The organism is Streptomyces sp. CC53, from assembly GCF_001865245.1.
Lineage (GTDB): Bacteria > Actinomycetota > Actinomycetes > Streptomycetales > Streptomycetaceae > Streptomyces.
Genome location: NZ_MKXB01000122.1, coordinates 1 through 20,572 on the forward strand (window position 1 = coordinate 1; position 20,572 = coordinate 20,572).

The window sequence follows — 20,572 nt, forward strand, 5'->3', positions numbered from 1 at the left end:
GCCCGCCTTCAGCGCGTCGCCGACAAGGAACGGGAGCAGGCCGGCGGCGACCGCCTCGGACAGGCTCATCCCGGTCGCGACGGCCAGGTACGGCACACCGACCGCGTAGATGATCGCGGAGCCCACGGTCATGGCGCCGGCCGTGCGCCACACCGAGCGGTCGGCGCCGCGCCGGGCGAGCGCCCCCACCGCGGCGGCGGCCAGCAGCATGCCGAGGACGTAGCCGAGGTGCGGCAGGGCGTATCCGGAGGCCCCGCCCGCGAACCATGGGAGACCCGCCATGCCGGCGACCGCGTACAGGCCCAGCGCGGCGAAGCCGCGGCGGGCGCCGAGGGCGGTGCCGACGAGCAGGGCGGCGAAGGTCTGCCCCGTCATGGGCACCGGAGTACCGGGCACCGGGACCGCGATCTGGGCGGCCAGACCGGTCAGCACGGCACCGCCGGCCACGAGGACCGCGTCGCGGACTCGGCTGGCCGGCAGCAGGTCGGCGAGGACCACTCCGGCGGGGGCGGCGGCGACAGTGCTCATGGGGGACTCCGGGGAAGCTGGGGCGGTCGGGGGACCTGCCGACCGTAGCCCAGGACCGGACGGGCCATCACCGTCAGCCGCAGACAAAGCACCGAACGTCGCGTTCATTGACTTCTCACAAAGATCCTTGGTGACACCCCCCTCCGTGTGACACTTGTCACGTGGGGTGGAAGTTCGAACGGTCCTTTTTGCACCCTGGGTGCTCCACGGAACAGACTGTGGACTTCCCCCAAAGTCACCCGACAAGCGGATGTGGTCATTCCGTGCCCGCGTCTTCACCTTGTGTCAGCGGTGTGTCCGTATAACGGAAACCGGTTCCCTGTGAGCGGTACACGCACCCAGACTCATGGGCGACTTTGCCCCTTACCCGGACAGGAACAGGGCCCACCCATGTCCCGTACCTCCGCGCCCGCGCCCGCCGAGCCGGCCGCCGTCGAGAACCCCTCGACCACGGCCGCCGACGCGCCGCTCTCGCACGGACTCAAGCAACGCCACCTGTCGATGATCGCCCTCGGCGGTGTGATCGGCGCCGGCCTCTTCGTCGGGTCGGGCGCCGCCATCGCCGCCGCCGGACCGTCGATCGTGGTCGCGTACGCGATCTCCGGTCTGCTCGTCATGCTCGTGATGCGCATGCTGGGCGAGATGTCCGCGGCGAACCCGGCCTCCGGCTCCTTCTCGGTGCACGCCGAGCGGGCGATCGGCCCGTGGGCCGGCTTCACGGCGGGCTGGGCCTTCTGGTTCCTGCTCTGCGTCGCGGTCGGCCTGGAGGCCATCGGCGCCGCCGGCATCGTGCACGGCTGGCTGCCCGGCGTGCCGGAATGGTCGCTGGTGGCGCTGTTCATGCTGATGTTCTGCGTGACCAACCTGGCCGCGGTGAAGAACTTCGGCGAGTTCGAGTTCTGGTTCGCCGCGCTGAAGATCGCCGCCATCGTGCTGTTCCTGGTGATCGGCGTGCTGGCGATCCTGGGCCTGCTGCCCGGCACCGACTCCCCCGGCACCTCCCACCTCACCGGCCACGGCGGCTGGCTGCCGAACGGCACCGAGGGCCTGATCGTCGGACTGCTGGCGTCGGTCTTCGCGTACGGCGGCCTGGAGACCGTCACCATCGCCGCCGCCGAGTCCGAGCACCCGGTGCAGGGCGTCGCCAAGGCGGTCCGCACGGCGATGTGGCGGATCGCGATCTTCTACATCGGCTCCATGGCGGTCATCGTCACCCTCATCCCGTGGAACAGCGAGTCGCTGGCGAAGGGCTCCTACGTCGCCACGCTGGAGCACCTGGGCCTGCCCGCCGCGGGCGAGGTGATGAACGCCGTCGTGCTGATCGCGCTGCTCTCCGCGATGAACGCCAACATCTACGGCGCCTCCCGCATGGCCTGCTCGCTGGTCGCGCGCGGGCAGGGCCCGAAGGCGCTGGGGCGGATCTCCGGCGGCGTACCGCGCATCGCGGTGCTGACGTCCTCCGTGTTCGGCTTCACCTGCGTGCTGCTCAGCTACTGGCGGCCGGACGACGTGTTCATGTGGCTGCTGCGCACGATCGGCGCGATCATCCTGGTCGTGTGGTTCTTCATCGCCGTGTCGCAGCTCATCCTGCGCCGCCGCCTGGAGCGGGAGGCCCCGGAGAAGCTTGCCGTGCGCATGTGGGCGTACCCCTACCTCACGTACGCCGCGCTGGTCGGCATCGCGGTGGTGTTCGTGCTGATGGCCCGCGACCCGAACACCCGGCTGGAGCTGTACTACACCGGCGGCCTGGTGCTGCTGCTCTCCGCGGCGGGCTACGCCCACCAGCGGTCCCGCGCGAAGTCCGCGGCGGCGGACTGACGCGGCTCCCCCGCACGACGGCAGGGCCCGGGCGCAGGCAGGACGCGCCCGGGCCCTCCTGCTTGCTCCGCGCCCGCCCGCGGCTGTTAGCCTGCACGAGCACTGCACTTGCATACCCATTGCAATAACAAGCTCGGAGCGGTCGGAGGCCCAGGCCATGGCGATGTACACCCTTCCGGAACTCCCCTACGACTACGCGGCGCTGGAGCCCGTGATCAGCCCGGAGATCATCGAGCTGCACCACGACAAGCACCACGCCGCGTACGTCAAGGGCGCGAACGACACGCTGGAGCAGTTGGAGGAGGCCCGGGACAAGGACCAGTGGGGCGCGATCAACGGCCTGCAGAAGAACCTGGCCTTCCACCTCTCCGGCCACATCCTGCACTCCATCTACTGGCACAACATGACCGGTAACGGCGGCGGCGAGCCCCTGGAGAAGGACGGCGTGGGCGAGCTCGCCGACGCCATCACCGAGTCCTTCGGCTCCTTCGCCCGCTTCAAGGCCCAGCTGACCAAGGCCTCGGCGACCACCCAGGGCTCCGGCTGGGGCGTCCTCGCCTACGAGCCGGTCAGCGGCCGCCTCATCGTGGAGCAGGTCTACGACCACCAGGGCAACGTCGGCCAGGGCTCGGTGCCGATCCTGGTCTTCGACGCCTGGGAGCACGCCTTCTACCTGCAGTACAGGAACCAGAAGGTGGACTTCATCGAGGCGATGTGGCGGGTCGTCAACTGGCAGGACGTGGCGAAGCGGTACGCCGACGCCAAGAACCGCACGCCGCTGATCGCCCCCTGACGGCCGGGCGCACCATGACGTCCTGCTCGTGATCGTCTTCTCACCCTTCACGTGGCAGGCGGAGAGAAAGGGGCAGCCCCCGCGAGGACAGGACTCGCGGGGGCTGCCCCCTGTCGGCTCGGCGGCCGTCAGTCGAAGACCGGCGGCGTGGTGCGGGTGCGCTTGATCTCGAAGAAGCCGGGCGTCGACGCCACCAGCAGCGTGCCGTCCCACAGCCGGCCCGCGGCCTCGCCCTTCGGCGCCGGGGTCACCACCGGACCGAAGAAGGCGACCTCCTCGCCCTCCGGGCCCGGCACGGCGATCACCGGCGTGCCGACGTCCTCGCCGACCTTGCCGATGCCCTCCTTGTGGGAGGCCCGCAGCTCGGCGTCGTAGGTGTCCTTCTCGGCGTACTCGGCGAGCGAGGCGGGCAGCCCCGCGTCCTCCAGGGCGGCGGTGATCGCCTCCGGCGTGACGCCCTCGCCCCGGTGGTGGAAGCGGGTGCCCATCGCCGTGTAGAGCCGGCCGAGGACCTCGGGGCCGTGCAGCTGCTCGGCGGCGACGGCCACCCGGACCGGGCCCCAGGCGGTGCGCAGCATCTCCACGTACTCCGCGGGCAGCTCGTCGTGCCGGTCCTCGTTGAGGACCGCGAGGCTCATCACGTGCCAGCGCACGTCGACCGGACGGACGCTCCCCACCTCCAGCATCCAGCGCGACGTCATCCAGGCCCACGGGCACAGCGGGTCGAACCAGAAGTCGGCGGTGGTCCTGCTCTCGGACATGTCTCTCCTCACGGTCCCCGGGTCACGGGTGGGCGCATCGGGTCGGTTCACCCCCGACAACACCAGGGGGGAGCGAGGGCATTCCCGGTTCAGCCAGGTCGGATGCGCGTGGGAGGATCGCAGGCGGTTGTCCACGCGCCACGAAGGAGTCGCCCGTGCCCGGTGAGAATCTGTCCCGCGACGAGGCCCGCGAGCGGGCCGCGCTGCTGTCCGTGGACGGTTACGACGTCGCACTCGACGTGCGGTCGGCCGTCGGGGAGGGCGAGGCCGGGCAGCGGACGTTCCGGTCGGTGACGACGATCCGGTTCCGGTGCTCCGAGCCGGGCGCGGGCACGTTCGCGGACCTGGTGGCGCCGTCCGTCACGGCGGTCACCCTCAACGGGCGGGAGCTGGACCCGGCGGCCGTGTTCGACGGGGCGCGGATCGCGCTGGACGGGCTCGCCGAGGAGAACGTGCTGACGGTGGACGCGCAGTGCGCGTACAGCCGCACCGGCGAGGGCCTGCACCGGTTCGTGGACCCGGAGGACGGCGAGGTCTACCTCTACACGCAGTACGAGCCGGCCGACGCGCGCCGGGTCTTCGCGAACTTCGAGCAGCCCGACCTGAAGGCCCCGTTCCGCTTCGCGGTGACGGCCCCGGAGGGCTGGACCGTGTGGAGCAACGGCGCGGAGGAGTCCCGCGACGGAGGGGTGTGGCGGTTCGCCGAGACGCGGCCGGTCTCCACGTACATCACGTGCGTCGTCGCCGGGCCCTACCACCACGTGACGGACACCTACCGGCGCGGCGACCTGGAGATCCCGCTCGGCGCGATGTGCCGCAAGGGCCTCGCGAAGCACTTCGACGCGGACGACGTCTTCCTGGTCACCAAGCAGGGCCTGGACTTCTTCCACGACGCCTTCGACTACCCGTACCCGTTCGGCAAGTACGACCAGGCGTTCGTGCCCGAGTACAACCTCGGCGCGATGGAGAACCCGGGCCTCGTCACCTTCCGCGAGGAGTACATCTACCGCGGCAAGGTGACGCGGGCGGCGTACGAGCGGCGGGCCAACGTGGTGCTGCACGAGATGGCCCACATGTGGTTCGGCGACCTCGTCACCATGAAGTGGTGGGACGACCTGTGGCTGAAGGAGTCCTTCGCGGACTTCATGGGCACCTTCTCGATGGTCGAGGCGACCCGGTTCACCAACGGGTGGACCACCTTCGCCAACAACCGCAAGGCCTGGGCGTACCGCGCCGACCAGCTGCCCTCCACGCACCCGGTCACGGCCGACATCCGGGACCTGGAGGACGCCAAGCTGAACTTCGACGGCATCACGTACGCCAAGGGCGCGTCGGTGCTGAAGCAGCTGGTGGCCTACGCGGGCCGGGAGGCGTTCCTGGAGGGCGCCCGGCGCTACTTCAAGCGGCACGCGTACGGCAACACGACGCTCGACGACCTGCTGGCCGTGCTGGAGGAGACGTCCGGGCGGGACATGAAGGCGTGGTCCCGGTCGTGGCTGGAGACCTCCGGGGTGAACGCGCTCACGCCGGTGCCGTCGTACGGCGCCGACGGCCGCCTCGCCGAACTGGCCGTGGAGCAGCAGGGCGCGGAGCTGCGCCCGCACCGGGCGGCGGTCGGGCTCTACCGGCTGGAGGACGGCGCACTCGTCCGGTACGCGCGGGCCGAGACGGACATCACCGGTGCCCGGACCGTGGTGGACGAGCTGGCCGGCGCCGAGCGGCCGGCGCTGATCCTGGTGAACGACGAGGACCTGACGTACTGCAAGGTGCGGTTCGACGCGGAGTCCCTCGCCGTGCTGCGGGAGCACCTGGGCGCCGTCGCGGACCCGCTGGCGCGGGCGCTGTGCTGGTCTGCGCTGTGGAACATGACGCGTGACGCGCTGCTGCCGGCGCGGGACTTCGTGGCGCTCGTGCTGCGGTTCGCGGGGCGCGAGTCGGACATCGGGGTGCTGCAGATGCTGCACGCCTGGGCGCGCACCGCGCTGACGCACTACACGGCTCCGGGGTGGCGCGCCGAGGGCGCCGCCGCGCTGGCCGAGGGTGCGCTGCGGGAGCTGCGGGCGGCGGAGCCGGGCAGTGAGCACCAGCTGACGTGGGCGCGGTTCTTCGCCGCGGTGGCGTCGGCGGACGAGCACGTCGCGTTCCTGGCGGGCCTGCTGGCGGGGACGGCGGCCGTGGAGGGGCTGGACGTCGACCAGGAGCTGCGCTGGGCGCTGCTGGAGCCGCTGGCCGCGCACGGCAGGGCGGACGAGGCGGCGATCGCGGCCGAGCTGGCGCGGGACGACACCGCGTCGGGCAAGCGGCACCAGGTGCGGTGCCTCGCGGCGCGGCCGTCCGCCGCGGTGAAGGCGCAGGCGTGGGCGCAGGTCGTGGAGTCGGACCAGCTGTCGAACGCGCTGGTGGAGGCGACGATCGCCGGGTTCGCGCAGCCCTCGCAGCGGGAGCTGATCGCGCCGTACGCGTCGAAGTACTTCGACGCGATCGAGCGGGTGTGGGCCGACCGGTCCATCCAGATCGGCATGGACGTGGTGCAGGGCCTGTTCCCCTCCCTCCAGGGCGACCAGGCGACGCTGGCGGCGGCGGACGCCTGGCTGACCGCGCACGCGGAGGCGGCGCCGGCGCTGCGCAGGCTGGTGCTGGAGGCCCGGGACGACCTGGCGCGTGCCCTGCGGGCGCAGGAGCGCGACGCCTCGGCCTGACCGTTCCGGAGGGGGCGCTCCTCAAGGGGCGCCCCCTCCTGGCTTGGGGCGGCACTCGGGGCCAGGACGGCGGGCAGGTCCCCGAGGGCGGCCCGTGGAGCCCCGGGGCCGGGCGGGGGCTCGGGCCGGGCGCCCTACATCGGCAATCGAACGCCCGTACTTTAGGGCGGGCTTGTCCCTAATCGTCGACGGACGTGTAACAGCGGTTAGCGGGCCGGTCGGCAGCGGGCACTTCCGCAGCATGAAGAACACCCCGCTCTCCCCCCGCCCCCTGTCCCACCTCGCCGGCGCCCCGGCCCGCGTGCTGTCCGCCGCACAGCTGCGCGCCCAGGGGGTCCCCCTGGCCGAGGCCGGCGCGCGCAGCCGCGGCGACGGCCCGTGGCAGCAGCTGCTGCCGGGCGTGTTCCTGCTGCACCAGGGGCCGCCGACCAGCGAGGAGCGGCTGCGGGCCGCCCTGCTGTACACGGGCCGGCGGCCCGCCCCCGCGGACGGCCCCGGGTACGGCGACTCGATGGTCACCGGCCTCGCGGCGCTCGCGCTGTACCGGTTCGCGTCCGCTCCGCCGCTGCTCGCCCTGGAGCGGATCGACGTGCTGGTGCCGCGGACCCGGCGGCTGCGGTCGACCGGATTCGTGCGGATCGTCCGGGCGACGGGCCACGAACTGCCGGTGCCGCAGGAGGTGACCGGGCTGCCGGTGGCGCCGGTGGCGCGGGCGCTCGCGGACGCGGTGGCGCAGATCACCGACATCCACACCGTGCGCCGGCTGCTCACCGAGGCGGTCCGGGACGGGCACTGCGAACCGGCCGCCGTGGTGCGGGAGCTGAACCGGGCGCGGCTGCTGTCCCGGCCGCACGTGGTGGACGCGGTGGACGCGCTGCTGGCCGAGGGGCGGGCGCTGGCGGAGGACCGGCTGTACGCGATGGTGCGCGACCACCGGCTGCCGGACCCGCTGTGGAACGTGGACCTGCGGCTCCCGGGCGGCCCCCACCTGGGGGGCGTCGACGCCTACTGGCCCGACCACGCGGTGGCGGTGGAGCTGGACACCCGGGCGCCCCGGCAGGACGACGACGCGGTGTGGGAGGAGTCCACGCGCAAGCGGGAGTACCTGGAGCGGCTGGGCATCACGGTCGTGCATCTCACGCCGAGGAAGCTGCGGGACGCCGCGGAGCAGCAGGCCGTCGTGGTGCGCACGGCCCTGATGGCGGCGGACGACCGCGCCCCGGCGGCGTACGTCGTCGTCCTGCCGCGGTGAGCCGGGACGGCGGGCGCCCCGGCGGGCGGGGCGCAGGCGGCGACCGCCCCACCGGCGTGCCCGGGGGCCGTGGCGACCGCCCCGGCGCGGAGGCGGGAGACGGTCGCCCGGCCGCGGCGGGTGGGCGGGGTCAGCCGCAGAACTCCGCTTCCAGCACCCTGTCGAGGCCGACCCAGTCACCGTTCACGTTGCCCGCCATCGAGTGCCGGCCGTCGCGCGTCGCCATCACCAGCGAACCCGAGCCGTGGATGCCGCCCGTGTGGCCCCAGACCTTCTCGCCGCAGCTCAGCTCCTGGACGTACACGCCCAGGCCGTAGCGTACGCCGCCCTGCCCGACCGGCACCGTGGCCGTCAGCTCCCTCGTCTGCTCGCGGGGCAGCAGCCTGCCCGTGAGAAGGGCCCGCAGGAACTTCTGGAGGTCGGCGTTGTCCGAGACCATCTCCCCGGCCGCCCCCGCCAGCGACGGGTTCAGCTCGGTCACGTCGTGGACCGGCGTGGCGGGGTCGTTCGGGTCGGCGCCCAGCGTGGAGTAGGCGCGGCCGCTCGGCCGGGGCATCGCGGCCGACGTGCCCGGGACCGAGGTGGCGCGCAGTCCGAGCGGCCTGAGGATGCGGCGCTCGATCTCGGCTCCGTACGGCCTGCCGGCGGCCTTCTCGATGACCATGCCGGCCAGCACGTAGTTGGTGTTCGAGTAGTTCCAGCCCTGGCCGGGGGCGAAGTCCGGTTCGTGCCGCATGGCGACGGCGACGAGCTGCTCGGGGGTCCAGGTGTCGTAGCGGTGGCGGAGGAACCCGGGGCCGAGGGCCTTCTGCGCGAAGTCGGGGTCGGAGGTGAAGCTGTAGACGCCGCTGGTGTGGTTGAGGAGCTGACGCAAAGTGATCCGGCGGCCGTCGTGGCCGTGGCCCCGTACCGTGCCGGGGAGCCACTCCTCGACGATGTCGTCGAGGTCCAGGCGGCCCTCGGCCTCCATCTGCAGCAGGACGGTGGCGACGAACGTCTTCGTGATGGAGCCCACGCGGTAGCGGTCTCGGGCGCCGCGCTCGCGGCCGGTGGTGCGGTCGGCGACACCCGCGCTGCCGTTCCAGACGCCGTGCCGGTCGCGGACCTGGACCAGCACGCCGGGGGCGCCGGCCCGCACGGTCTCCTCCAGGGCCTCCCGGACGGCGTCGTGGCGGTGGTGGGCCGCGCCCTTCCCCGAAGCGGCGGCCGCGGCCCGCGGGGTGGGCGTCGCGGCGGTCGCGGGGGCGGTGAGGGCGGTCGCGGTGACGGCCGCCGCGACCGCGGCGGCCACGAGGGCGGCGCGGGCGGTTCCTGCCTTGCGTACGGACATGGTGAGGTCGGTCCCCTCGTCGTCGGCATCGGTCGCGGGAGGGGACCCGGGGGCGCCGCTGCGGGTTGAGCGCCCCCGACGCGGTTGACCCGGTTTCAGCCGTTGCCCGCGGGGTCCGGCAGACGGCCGGTCGCGGGGCGCTCACGCCACAGGCGCAGCGCCGTGTCGACGAGCGGAACGCGGCGCAGTGCGGGGACCACGGCGAGCGGGTGCCAGGCGGCGAGGTCGGTGGAGCCGTTCACCTCGGGGCGCAGGGCGCCGCCCACGACGCGGCCCTCGTAGAGGAGGCGCAGGCTCTGGTGGTCGACGCGGGTGCCGAGGCGCCCGGGGCGGCCGGGCAGGTGCAGGGAGTCCACGCCGAGGAGCGCCGTGACCTCCGTGGTGTAGCCGGTCTCCTCCGCCACCTCGCGGACCACGGTGTCGACGGGGTCCTCCCCGTGCTCCATGCCGCCGCCGGGCAGCACCCACTCCCGGCCCCCGTCTGCGGTGGGGCTGCGGGCGAGCAGGACGGCGTCGCCGCGTACGCAGACCGCGTAGGCGGCCACTCTCAACCTCTGCTTCATAGAGGGAGGTTAGGAGGGTTTTCCCTCTCCCTCCATCCGGTTTCATCGGGTTTCTCCTCCGTGGCGATCGGCGCGCGGTGGCGGGTTTGCGTCATGGACACGATCCGCCCGGGTGCGTACTCCCCAAAGGCCGTCAGATGCGAAAGGCTCAGCGGTCATCCGGTATCGGATTCCGGACTGTTCCTTTCAGCAGCAGGTCACACACAGGGATGCAGATGACCCTCGAACCCCCCCGCCCCATACCGGGGATGAGACGTACGGCCCGCATCGCCGCCGCCGCCGGCCTGGTGGCCGCACTGGTCGCGACCGGCGCCGCTCCCGCGTTCGCCGACCCCGCGCCGACCCCGGCGCCCGGGTCCGCGCCGGCCGAGCCGCAGCCGGCGAAGACCGCCGCGGAGAAGCTCGGCTCCGACGACGCGGAGCGGCTCGCCGAGGCCCAGGCGCAGGGCGAGAAGACCGTCACCCTCATGCTGGCCACCGAGCCGGGCAGCACGGAGCAGGTCGCCGAGCAGCTCGACGCGGTCAAGGGCGGCACCGTCGGCCAGACGAACGACAAGCTCGGCTACGTCCGGGCCACCGTGCCGACCTCGCAGGCCGAGGCCGCGATCGGCGCGGCCGCCAAGCTGTCCAGCGTGCAGGGCATCGACCTGAAGCACGAGATCGTGCTGGACGACCCGACGCCCGCCGCCGACCGGGCGGCCGGGGCGGCCACGGCGAAGACCGGCACCTACCCGGCACCCGGCAGGCACACGCCCGCGGTCAACCCGTACAACCCGTCCCACGAGACGGGCGCCGTCGACTTCGTGCGGAAGTACCGCAAGGCCGACGGCCGGGGCATCACCATCGGCATCCTGGACTCCGGCGTCGACCTCGGCCACCCGGCACTGCAGAAGACCACCACCGGCGAGCGCAAGATCGTCGACTGGGTGACCGCCACCGACCCGGTCGCCGACGGCGACCAGACCTGGCGCCGGATGGACGTCGGGGTGGCCGGTCCCGTCTTCACCGCCGAGAGCCGGACCTGGACGGCCCCCGAGGGCTCGTACAAGTTCCGCACCTTCGCCGAGGCCGCCACCAAGGGCGGCGACATGGCGGGCGACCTGAACCGGGACGGCGACACCACCGACGTGTGGGGCGTGCTGTACGACCCGGCGGCGGGCACGGTGCGCGTCGACCTGAACGGGAACTCCGACTTCGGTGACGACGAGCCGATGAAGCCGTACAAGGACGGCTTCCAGGTCGGCTACTTCGGCACGGACGACCCCGCGACCGACGTCGTCGAACGCATCCCCTTCGTCGTCGAGATCCGCAAGGACGTCACCTACAACGCGGCGGGCGACAAGGCCGACTACGTCAACATCGGCGTCATCGAGGGCTCCCACGGCACCCACGTCGCCGGCATCACCGCGGCGAACGGCCTGTTCGGCGGCAGGATGAACGGCGCCGCCCCCGGCGCCAAGCTGGTCTCCTCCCGCGCCTGCACCTGGAGCGGCGGCTGCACCAACGTCGCGCTCACCGAGGGCATGATCGACCTCGTCGCCAACCGCGGCGTGGACATCGTCAACATGTCGATCGGCGGCCTGCCGGCGCTGAACGACGGCAACAACGCCCGCGCCCGGCTCTACACGCGCCTCATCGACACCTACGGCGTGCAGATCGTCATCTCCGCCGGCAACAGCGGCCCCGGCGTCAACACCATCGGCGACCCGGCCCTGTCCGACAAGGTCATCAGCGTCGGCGCGGCCGTCTCCCGGGAGACCTGGGCCGCGAACTACGGCTCGGCCGTCACCACGCGGTACCAGATGATGCCGTTCTCCTCCCGCGGCCCGCGTGAGGACGGCGGCTTCACGCCGACCATCACCGCGCCCGGCGCGGCGATCAACACCACGCAGACCTGGGCGCCCGGCGGCCCCGTCAAGGAGGCCGGCTACGAGCTGCCGGCCGGCTACTCGATGCTGCAGGGCACCTCGATGTCCGCCCCGCAGGCCACCGGCGCCATGGCGCTGATGCTGTCCGCGGCCAAGCAGCGCGGCATCGAGCTGACCCCGGCGAAGCTGCGCACCGCCGTCGTCAGCCAGGCCGACCACATCCGCGGCGTCCAGGCCCACGAGCAGGGCGCGGGCCGGATCAACGTGGTGGACGCGTGGAAGGAGGTGCTGCGCGGCGCCCACGCCCACGAGTACACGGTCAAGGCGCCCGTCGACACCGCACTCGACCAGTTCCTCGCCGAGCCCGGCTTCGGCACCGGCCTGTACGACCGCGAGGGCGGCCTCAAGGTCGGCCAGAAGAAGGTGTACGAGGTCACCATCACCCGCACCACGGGTCCCGACCGGCCGATCCGCCACGAGCTGTGGTTCGAGAACAACCACGAGCGGACCTTCCGGGTCGTCGGCAGCGACGAGATCATGCTGCCGCTGAACAAGCCGGTCACCTTCAAGGTGGCCGCCAAGCCGCGCAGCGCCGGTGTGCACAGCGCCGTCCTGGAGGTCACCGACCCGCGGACCAAGGGCATCGACAAGCAGATCCTGACGACCGTCGTCGCCGCCGAGGACCTGGCCGCGCCGTCCTTCGGCATGTCGGCGACCGGCCGGGTGGAGCGCAACGCGCCCACGTCGTACTTCGTGAACGTCCCGGCCGGGGCGAAGACCCTGGAGGTCGCGCTGAGCGGGCTCGCCGAGGGCAGCCAGACCCGGTTCATCGCGATCCACCCGTACGGCGTCCCCGCGGACTCCACGTCGACGATCAACTGCTACCCGAACTACGACAACCCGAACAACACCTGCCGCCCCGACGTGCGCTCGTACGCGAACCCGCAGCCGGGCGTCTGGGAGATCGAGGTGGAGTCGCGCCGCACGTCGCCGCTGCTGCGCAACCCCTACAAGCTGGACGTCTCCGTGCTGGGCGCCACCTTCGCCCCGGCCGTCCAGACCCTGCCCGAGGCGGTGCAGGGCGCGGCGGCGCCGGTGAAGTGGACGGTGACCAACGACTTCGCGGCCATCGAGGGCAAGGCCGAGGGCGGGTCCCTGGGCTCCGCGAAGACGGCGCGTCCGACCATCGGCCACCACGGCGAGCAGCGGACCACCGTGGAGATCGGCGCGGGCGTCGAGCGCTTCGACGTCGCCATCGGCCACGTCTCCGACAAGGCCGCCGACCTGGACCTGATCGTCCTGCGCGACGGCGTGCAGGTCGGTTCCTCCGCGGACGGCGACTCGGAGGAGTCGGTGTCCCTGGTGAAGCCGGCTCCCGGCACGTACACGATCGTCGTCGACGGCTACTCGGTCCCGGCCGGTGAGACCGCCTACGACTACAAGGACGTGTACTTCTCCTCCGCGCTGGGCGAGGTCCGGGTGGACGGGTCGAAGACCCTCTCCCTGGCGAACGGGGCGTCCGCGGAGCTCGACGCCGAGGTCGTGGTGACCGGTGCGGCGCCCGAGGGACGGCGCTTCTTCGGCGAGGTCTCCCTGGTGAACGCGCGCGGGACCGTGGCGGGCACCGGCAGCGTCGTCATCGAGAACGTGACCGCGCCGTAGGCACCACTCCGTAGTCTGGAGGGGTACGGAGTGTGAGGGCGGGCGTCCGGTCGGGCGCCCGCCCTTCGCGTTCCCGGATCGGTCCGTGGTCCTTCTCACCCTCTGGACAACCGATTGGACAACCGGGGACCGGACATACGCATCATGGACAGCGGCAGCACCCCTTGCCGCACATACGTACGACAGGAGTCCCCGTGAAGGTCGGAATCGTCGGAGCCACCGGTCAGGTCGGCACGGTCATGCGCAGCATCCTCGCCGAGCGGAACTTCCCCGTGGACGAGCTGCGGCTGTTCGCGTCGGCGCGCTCGGCGGGCTCGACGCTGGAGTGGCAGGGCAGGGAGATCACGGTCGAGGACGCCGCCACCGCCGACTACACCGGCCTGGACATCGTCCTGTTCTCGGCGGGCGGCGCAACCTCCCGGGCGCTCGCCGAGAAGGTCGCCGGCCAGGGCGCCGTCGTGATCGACAACTCCTCCGCGTGGCGCCGCGACCCCGAGGTGCCGCTCGTGGTCTCCGAGGTGAACCCGCACGCGGTCAAGGACCGCCCCAAGGGCATCATCGCCAACCCGAACTGCACGACGATGGCCGCCATGCCGGTGCTGAAGCCGCTGCACCAGGAGGCGGGGCTGCAGGCGATGGTCGCCACCACCTACCAGGCCGTGTCGGGCTCCGGCCTCGCGGGCGTCGCCGAGCTCGACGGCCAGGTCAAGGCCGTCGCCGACCGGGCGGCCGAGCTCGCCCACGACGGCGAGGCCGTGGTGTTCCCCGAGCCGGGCGTCTACCAGCGGACCATCGCGTTCAACGTGGTGCCGATGGCCGGCTCCCTCGTCGACGACGGACTGCACGAGACCGACGAGGAGCAGAAGCTCCGCCACGAGTCCCGCAAGATCCTGGAGATCCCCGGCCTCAAGGTGTCCGGCACCTGCGTGCGCGTCCCGGTCTTCTCCGGCCACTCCCTCCAGGTCAACGCCCGCTTCGAGCGCCCGATCAGCGTCGAGCGCGCGTACGAGCTGCTGAAGGACGCCGAGGGCGTCGAGCTGTCCGAGATCCCCACCCCCCTCCAGGCCGCCGGCAAGGACGCCTCCTACGTGGGCCGCATCCGCGCCGACGAGACCGTGGAGAACGGCCTCGCCCTGTTCGTGTCCAACGACAACCTGCGCAAGGGCGCCGCACTGAACGCGGTGCAGATCGCGGAGCTGGTCGCCCGGGAGCTCCAGGGCTGACCCCGCCCGCCCCGAGGGCGGTCCCGCCGACCCGGCGGGGCCGCCCTTTTTCGGCGGTGCCACCGGCACCCGGCCGTGGAAGGATGGGCCAGCACAGTCGTACATGGAGGAGATGACCGGGTGCCTGGCACAAACCTGACCCGTGTGGAGGCGCAGCGCCGCGCCGCGCTGCTGACCGTGGACTCGTACGAGATCGACCTCGATCTCAGCGGCGCGCAGGAGGGGGGCACCTTCCGGTCCGACACGCTCGTGCGCTTCGACTCCGCGGAGGACAACGCGGAGACGTTCATCGACCTGGTGGCGCCCGCCGTGCACGAGGTGGTGCTGAACGGCAAGCACCTCGACGGGGCGTCCGTGTTCCGCGACTCTCGGATCACCCTCAAGCACCTGCGGCAGGGCCGCAACGAGCTGCGGGTCGTCGCGGACTGCGCGTACACCAACAGCGGCGAGGGCCTGCACCGGTTCGTGGACCCGGTGGACGGCCAGGCGTACCTGTACACGCAGTTCGAGGTGCCGGACGCGCGGCGGGTGTTCGCCTCGTTCGAGCAGCCCGACCTGAAGGCCACGTTCCGGTTCACCGTGAAGGCCCCGGCGGGCTGGACGGTCGTGTCGAACTCGCCGACCCCGGAACCGAAGGACCCCGAGTCGACGGTCTGGGCCTTCGCACCGACCCCGCGGATCTCCACGTACATCACGGCGCTGATCGTCGGCCCGTACCACGCGGTGCACTCGGCCTACGAGGGCCCGGACGGCCAGGTCGTGCCGCTGGGCGTGTACTGCCGGCCTTCGCTCGCGGAGTTCCTCGACGCCGACGCGATCTTCGAGGTCACCCGGCAGGGCTTCGACTGGTTCCAGGAGAAGTTCGACTACGCCTACCCCTTCGCGAAGTACGACCAGCTCTTCGTGCCGGAGTTCAACGCCGGGGCGATGGAGAACGCGGGCGCGGTCACCATCCGCGACCAGTACGTCTTCCGCTCGAAGGTGACGGACGCGGCCTACGAGGTGCGGGCCGAGACGATCCTGCACGAGCTGGCCCACATGTGGTTCGGCGACCTCGTCACCATGGAGTGGTGGAACGACCTGTGGCTGAACGAGTCGTTCGCCACCTACACGTCGATCGCCTGCCAGGCCTACGCGCCGGGCTCCCGGTGGCCGCACGCGTGGACCACGTTCGCCAACCAGATGAAGACCTGGGCGTACCGGCAGGACCAGCTGCCGTCCACGCACCCGATCATGGCCGAGATCCGCGACCTCGACGACGTGCTGGTCAACTTCGACGGCATCACCTACGCCAAGGGCGCGTCGGTGCTGAAGCAGCTCGTCGCGTACGTCGGCATGGACGCCTTCTTCACCGGCGTGCAGGCGTACTTCAAGCGGCACGCGTTCGGCAACACCCGGCTGTCGGACCTGCTGGGCGCGCTGGAGGAGACCTCCGGGCGCGACCTGGCGACGTGGTCGGAGAAGTGGCTGGAGACCGCCGGCATCAACGTCCTGCGCCCGGTCGTCGACACCGACGCGAGCGGCGTCATCACCTCGTTCGCGGTCCGCCAGGAGGCCCCGGCGCTGCCGGCCGGCGCGCAGGGCGAGCCGGTGCTGCGGCCGCACCGCATCGCGATCGGCTGCTACGACCTGGACGACACCGGCAAGCTGGTGCGCACCGAGCGGGTCGAGCTGGACGTGGACGGCGAACTGACCGGCGTCGAGGCGCTGGTGGGCAGGCCCCGTCCGGCGGTGGTGCTGCTGAACGACGACGACCTGTCGTACGCGAAGGTCCGCCTGGACGAGGAGTCGCTGCGCAACGTCGTCGCGCACCTGGGCGACTTCGCCGAATCGCTGCCGCGCGCGCTGTGCTGGGCGTCGGCGTGGGACATGACGCGGGACGGCGAGCTGGCCGCGCGCGCCTACCTGGACCTGGTGCTGTCGGGCATCGGCAAGGAGTCCGACATCGGCGTGGTGCAGTCCCTGCACCGCCAGGTGAAGCTGGCCCTCGACCTGTACGCGGCGCCGGACTGGCGGGCGACCGGGCTGGCCCGCTGGACGGAGGCCGCGCTGGAGCACCTGCGCGCGGCGGCGCCCGGCAGCGACCACCAGCTCGCGTGGGCGCGGGCCTTCGCCGCGACGGCCCGCACCGACGAGCAGCTCGACCTGCTGCGGGCGCTGCTCGACGGCACGGAGACGCTGGACGGCCTGGTGGTCGACACCGAGCTGCGGTGGGCGTTCGTGGAGCGGCTGGCGGCGACCGGCCGGTTCGGCGCGGACGAGATCGCCGCCGAGCACGAGCGCGACAGGACGGCGGCGGGCGAGCGGCACGCGGCCACGGCCATGGCGGCGCGGCCCACCGCGGAGGCCAAGGCGGAGGCGTGGGCGTCGGTCGTCGAGTCCGACCGGCTGCCGAACGCCGTGCAGGAGGCGGTGATCGGCGGCTTCGTGCAGACCGACCAGCGGGAGCTGCTCGCCCCGTACACGGAGAAGTACTTCGCGGCCGTCAAGGGCGTGTGGGAGTCCCGCTCGCACGAGATGGCGCAGCAGGTCGCGGTGGGCCTCTACCCGGCGCTCCAGGTCTCGCAGGCGACACTGGACGCCACGGACGCGTGGCTGGCCTCCGCCGAGCCGAACGCGGCGCTGCGGCGACTGGTGACGGAGTCCCGCTCGGGCGTCGAGCGCGCCCTGAAGGCGCAGGCCGCGGACCGCTAGGCCCGCCGGCGCGTCCCTGGGCCCTCGGCGAACCTCTCGCCGGGGGCCCCGGTGCTCCTACGGCGGCTCCGCCCGCCCGGGAGCCGCCCGCGGCCTGGCGTGACGCCCCCGCCGCGCGCCCCGAGCCGGCCGCGACGACCGTCGCGGCGGATCCGGTTCGGCAGGCGCCTCGATCCACACCCGCAAGGACCGGTTCCAGCAGTGGCAGCGGTAGGTCGTGCCGGGACGCTCCGGCGGGGGCGAGAGGGCTCTGCGGGGACTCGGCATGGACGAGTGGATCGCCACCAGGGCCAGCACGCCCAGGCTCACGCAGAGGACGAGCAGCCCGGCGACCAGCCGCCCGGTCACCATCCGGCCACCTCGCGCGCGGAGCGGACGCGATCCGGGCGTTTCACTGCGTGGCCCTCCCGTCCGCGAGCCACGAGACCCACACGGTCTTCGACGTCTCCCCCGGGACCGTCGCCCACCGGTCGGCGAGCGCGGACCCGATCCCCAGGCCCCGACCCGTGGTCCGGAGCGCGCGCCCGTCCGACCACGCCAGGCACGGCCGCGGGCCGCGGCTCGGGGCGCCGTCGCGCACGCACACGGTCACCCCGCCGCGCGAGAGGGACACCGAACCGTGCGCGTCTCTGGCCAATCGGCCAGGCAGGCGCGGGCCTTGAGCGCGTGAGCCGGCCGGGCGGGCGGGGCCGCGGGCGGTCGCCGGGGCAATGGTCAGGCGCCCGCGCACGCGCCCCGGGTCGCGGCAGCCCCGGCAGCCGCCTCGCGCGCCGTGGCGTCTTCCGGACAGCTCCCGGGAAGCGGTTGCCGGTGACGCGCCCGCGCGGTGAGACTCGATGAGGCGCTGTCCGGGAACCCCCGTCCCGCCGGCGCTTCCCCGTTGAAGGGCCCGGCCCGCCGCCTGACCACCGGTGGACCGGGCTCCTTCCCTGCGACGGCCCGGCGGCGCCGGGTCGTGGCGAGCGGTCCGGGCCCTTCCCCGCGCGGGGCGGGTGCGGGGGCGCCCGGGCCTACCGTCGCACCGGCTGGGCCGTGAGGTCGCTCTCGTCCTGCGGACCGGTCTTCTCGGTCTTCCGGGAAGGCCGCGGCTGGAGCTGCCCCGCGGCCGTGGCCGCGAAGGCCAGCAGCATGCCGAAGACCTGGACGGGGCCGAGGGCCTCGCCGAGCGCCGCCCAGCCGATCACCGCGGCCGTGATGGGGGACAGCGGGCCGAGCAGGGTGACGGACGTGGCGGTCAGGCGCTCGACGCCGCGGAACCAGAGCCAGTAGCTGACGGCGGTGTTGCCGAGCGCCAGGTACGCGTACCCGAGCACCGCGGGTCCGTCGAACGCGGGCGGGGCGCCTTCGACGAGGAACGCGATCGGGGCGATGAACAGGCCGCCCGCGGTGAGCTGCCAGCCGGTCATCACCAGCGGGCCGACGCCCTCGGGGCGCCCCCAGCGCTTGGTCAGCACGATGCCGGCCGACATGGAGGCGGCGGCCGCGACACCGGCCGCGACCCCCACCGCGTCCAGTGCCGCCTCGGAGCGCAGGACCACGAGGCTGACCCCGATGGTGGCGGCGACCGCCGCGGCCATCGCCCGCAGCGTGGGGCGCTCCGCCACCAGCAGCGCGGCCAGACCGATCACGAAGACCGGGCCGACCGAGCCGACGACGGCGGCGACACCGCCCGGCAGCCGGTACGCGGCGAGGAACAGCAGCGGGAAGAAGGCGCCGATGTTGAGCGTGCCCAGCACCGCCGACCGCCACCACCAGTCGCCGCGGGGCAGGGTGCGGGTCACGGCGAGCAGCATGAGCCCGGCGGGCAGGGCCCGCACGAGACCGGTGAACAGGGGGCGGTCGGGCGGGAGGAGCTCGGTGGTGACGGCGTAGGTCGTGCCCCAGGAGATCGGGGCCAGGGCGGTGACGGCGACGACGGCGGCGCGGCGGGACATGGCGACCCCTAGGCGGTCGGAAAGGTGGCGTGACACTTACTTGGCACTAAGTAGCTTAGCGCTAAGCTACTTAGGCGCAAGCCGCTACCCCGTGGCTTGCTTGCGAGCAAGGAGACTCCTCATGAGACTTCGCGGTATGAGCTCGACGCGCACCTCACCAGACGCCCCGGGGACCGGCCCCGGAACCGCCCAGGGCACCGGCCGCGACGCCGTGGACGCCATCACCGACCAGTGGGCGGTCGTCCGGCCCGACCTGGAGACGCTGCCGATGGCGGTCTTCGGCCGCATCTACCGGCTCACCCACACGGTGGGGAGCCGCATGGAACGGGCCTACGCCCGGCACGGGATCTCGCGCGGCGAGTTCGACGTGCTCGCGACGCTGCGCCGCTCCGGGGAGCCCTACACCCTCTCGCCGCGGGAGCTCTCGGCCACGCTGATGCTCACGACCGGCGGCATGACCGGGCGGCTGGACAAGCTGGAACGCGCGGGGCTGCTCAGCCGCAGCCCGGACCCGCACGACCGGCGCGGACTGCGGGTGACGCTCAGCGAACGGGGCCTGGCGCTCGTCGACGAGGCCGTCGGCGCCGGGCTCGCCGTGCAGCGGGAGGCCCTGGAGGCGGGCCTGGACCGGCAGGAGGCGGGGCAGCTCGCGGGGCTGCTGCGCAAGCTGCTCATCGTGACGGGTGCCTGAGCCGGCACCCGGCCGGAGCCGTGCGGAAGCCGCGCTCGGCGCGGGCGGGACGCGGTGGCGCGGGAGGCGTCGCCGGGGTGCCTCTTCCGGCACGGTGACCCGTGCGTACGGGTCGCGGGGAGGAACGACGGCAGGCGGGACGGCCCCGCTCTGGGGGAACCGCGAGCCGTACGTCTTCATCGGGGGCGCTGCGGGAAGGCGCGCTCAGCGCGGGCGGACACAGGCGCGTGTCGGGTGTCCGTGCGGATGATGTGTCCGTGCGGATGATGTGTCCGTGCGGATGATGTGTCCGTGCGGATGATGACGCAGTCGCGCCCGGCGCGGGCGGGACGCAGGCGTCGGAAGCCTTCCCCGGGACGCCCTTTCCCCCAGACCGACCCGTACGGCGGGTACGGGTCGCGGGGAGGAACGACGGCAGGCGAAGAGGGCCGGAGGGCGGCACGCGCACGCACCAGGGCGCCGCACGGCGGGGTGGGTACCCTGCCGTGCGGCGCCCTCGGGAAGAGCGGGTGCGCCCGGGTGTCAGGCCTGCTTCTTCGAGCGGTCCATGACCATCACGAGGCCGGCGATGACCGCGAACAGCGCGATCGGGGCCACCACGAACAGGCCGAGCGTCTCCATGACGCTCAGGCCGGGGCCCGGGTCGTCGCCGTCGTCACGGGTCAGCGCGAGCGCCGGGGACGACATCAGCAGCATCATCAGCGTCGTACCGGTCGCGACGGCGCCGGCGCGCAGGGCGTTCTTCTTGTCCACGGA

The 20,572-nt window shown here is 73.0% G+C and carries 14 protein-coding genes; 8 read left to right on the forward strand and 6 right to left on the reverse strand.

The window, feature by feature from the left end; translation table 11 throughout:
- A partial coding sequence (locus BJP40_RS11480; RefSeq protein WP_071280275.1) for a biotin transporter BioY occupies window positions 1–528 on the reverse strand: 528 nt, incomplete at its 3' end.
- 390 nt (window positions 529–918) lie between these two features.
- Between BJP40_RS11480 and BJP40_RS11485 the strand changes: the two genes are divergently transcribed.
- Window positions 919–2,346: an amino acid permease gene (locus BJP40_RS11485; protein WP_071280276.1), complete on the forward strand. Its 1,428-nt coding sequence runs from the start codon at window positions 919–921 to the stop codon at window positions 2,344–2,346.
- A gap of 157 nt (window positions 2,347–2,503) precedes the next feature.
- Window positions 2,504–3,139 (forward strand): superoxide dismutase, encoded by a 636-nt coding sequence (locus BJP40_RS11490; protein WP_071280277.1) that lies wholly within the window; start codon window positions 2,504–2,506, stop codon window positions 3,137–3,139.
- Between the two features lie 128 nt (window positions 3,140–3,267).
- Here BJP40_RS11490 and BJP40_RS11495 read toward each other — a convergent pair whose 3' ends face one another.
- Complete coding sequence (locus BJP40_RS11495; protein ID WP_071280278.1) at window positions 3,268–3,900, reverse strand: DsbA family protein; 633 nt, start codon at window positions 3,898–3,900, stop codon at window positions 3,268–3,270.
- Window positions 3,901–4,055: 155 nt separating this feature from the next.
- Here BJP40_RS11495 and pepN (BJP40_RS11500) point away from each other — a divergent pair, with 155 nt between their 5' ends.
- Complete coding sequence (pepN, locus tag BJP40_RS11500; protein ID WP_071280279.1) at window positions 4,056–6,599, forward strand: aminopeptidase N; 2,544 nt, start codon at window positions 4,056–4,058, stop codon at window positions 6,597–6,599.
- Between the two features lie 241 nt (window positions 6,600–6,840).
- A complete protein-coding gene (locus BJP40_RS11505; RefSeq protein ID WP_071280280.1) occupies window positions 6,841–7,851 on the forward strand; it encodes a hypothetical protein in 1,011 nt (336 codons plus the stop codon).
- A 130-nt stretch (window positions 7,852–7,981) separates the two neighbouring features.
- On the opposite strand, the gene BJP40_RS11510 is transcribed toward BJP40_RS11505, so the two are convergent.
- Together BJP40_RS11510 and BJP40_RS11515 are read right to left on the reverse strand one after the other, a co-directional pair.
- The gene (locus BJP40_RS11510; RefSeq protein ID WP_071280281.1) at window positions 7,982–9,181 is read right to left on the reverse strand and encodes a serine hydrolase; all 1,200 of its coding nucleotides are present in this window, start codon (window positions 9,179–9,181) and stop codon (window positions 7,982–7,984) included.
- 95 nt (window positions 9,182–9,276) lie between these two features.
- Window positions 9,277–9,744: an NUDIX hydrolase gene (locus tag BJP40_RS11515; RefSeq protein WP_071280282.1), complete on the reverse strand. Its 468-nt coding sequence runs from the start codon at window positions 9,742–9,744 to the stop codon at window positions 9,277–9,279.
- 215 nt (window positions 9,745–9,959) lie between these two features.
- Between BJP40_RS11515 and BJP40_RS11520 the strand changes: the two genes are divergently transcribed.
- From BJP40_RS11520 to pepN (BJP40_RS11530), 3 genes are all read left to right on the forward strand, one after another.
- On the forward strand, window positions 9,960–13,274 hold the full coding sequence (locus BJP40_RS11520; RefSeq protein ID WP_071280293.1) for a S8 family serine peptidase: 3,315 nt from the start codon (window positions 9,960–9,962) through the stop codon (window positions 13,272–13,274).
- Between the two features lie 194 nt (window positions 13,275–13,468).
- The gene (locus tag BJP40_RS11525; RefSeq protein ID WP_071280283.1) at window positions 13,469–14,497 is read left to right on the forward strand and encodes an aspartate-semialdehyde dehydrogenase; all 1,029 of its coding nucleotides are present in this window, start codon (window positions 13,469–13,471) and stop codon (window positions 14,495–14,497) included.
- A 120-nt stretch (window positions 14,498–14,617) separates the two neighbouring features.
- A complete protein-coding gene (gene pepN / locus BJP40_RS11530; protein ID WP_071280284.1) occupies window positions 14,618–17,191 on the forward strand; it encodes an aminopeptidase N in 2,574 nt (857 codons plus the stop codon).
- A 1,010-nt stretch (window positions 17,192–18,201) separates the two neighbouring features.
- Here the strand turns inward: pepN (BJP40_RS11530) and BJP40_RS11540 are convergent.
- Window positions 18,202–19,125, reverse strand: a complete 924-nt coding sequence (locus BJP40_RS11540; protein WP_071280286.1) for an EamA family transporter — start codon at window positions 19,123–19,125, stop codon at window positions 18,202–18,204.
- Window positions 19,126–19,336: 211 nt separating this feature from the next.
- On the opposite strand from BJP40_RS11540, the gene BJP40_RS11545 reads away from it, so the two are divergent.
- The gene (locus BJP40_RS11545; protein WP_071280294.1) at window positions 19,337–19,816 is read left to right on the forward strand and encodes a MarR family winged helix-turn-helix transcriptional regulator; all 480 of its coding nucleotides are present in this window, start codon (window positions 19,337–19,339) and stop codon (window positions 19,814–19,816) included.
- 522 nt (window positions 19,817–20,338) lie between these two features.
- Here BJP40_RS11545 and BJP40_RS11550 read toward each other — a convergent pair.
- Window positions 20,339–20,569, reverse strand: coding sequence for a hypothetical protein (locus BJP40_RS11550; RefSeq protein ID WP_071268921.1), 231 nt, complete (start codon window positions 20,567–20,569; stop codon window positions 20,339–20,341).
- Window positions 20,570–20,572 lie beyond the last annotated feature (3 nt).

Excerpts from the sequence above, each read along its gene's own strand:
- BJP40_RS11485 (WP_071280276.1), top strand. The coding sequence starts at position 919 with ATGTCCCGTACCTCCGCGCCCGCGCCCGCCGAGCCGGCCGCCGTCGAG.
- BJP40_RS11490 (WP_071280277.1), top strand. The coding sequence starts at position 2,504 with ATGGCGATGTACACCCTTCCGGAACTCCCCTACGACTACGCGGCGCTG.
- BJP40_RS11495 (WP_071280278.1), bottom strand. The coding sequence starts at position 3,900 with ATGTCCGAGAGCAGGACCACCGCCGACTTCTGGTTCGACCCGCTGTGC.
- BJP40_RS11505 (WP_071280280.1), top strand. The coding sequence starts at position 6,841 with ATGAAGAACACCCCGCTCTCCCCCCGCCCCCTGTCCCACCTCGCCGGC.
- BJP40_RS11510 (WP_071280281.1), bottom strand. The coding sequence starts at position 9,181 with ATGTCCGTACGCAAGGCAGGAACCGCCCGCGCCGCCCTCGTGGCCGCC.
- BJP40_RS11515 (WP_071280282.1), bottom strand. The coding sequence starts at position 9,744 with ATGAAGCAGAGGTTGAGAGTGGCCGCCTACGCGGTCTGCGTACGCGGC.
- BJP40_RS11520 (WP_071280293.1), top strand. The coding sequence starts at position 9,960 with ATGACCCTCGAACCCCCCCGCCCCATACCGGGGATGAGACGTACGGCC.
- BJP40_RS11540 (WP_071280286.1), bottom strand. The coding sequence starts at position 19,125 with ATGTCCCGCCGCGCCGCCGTCGTCGCCGTCACCGCCCTGGCCCCGATC.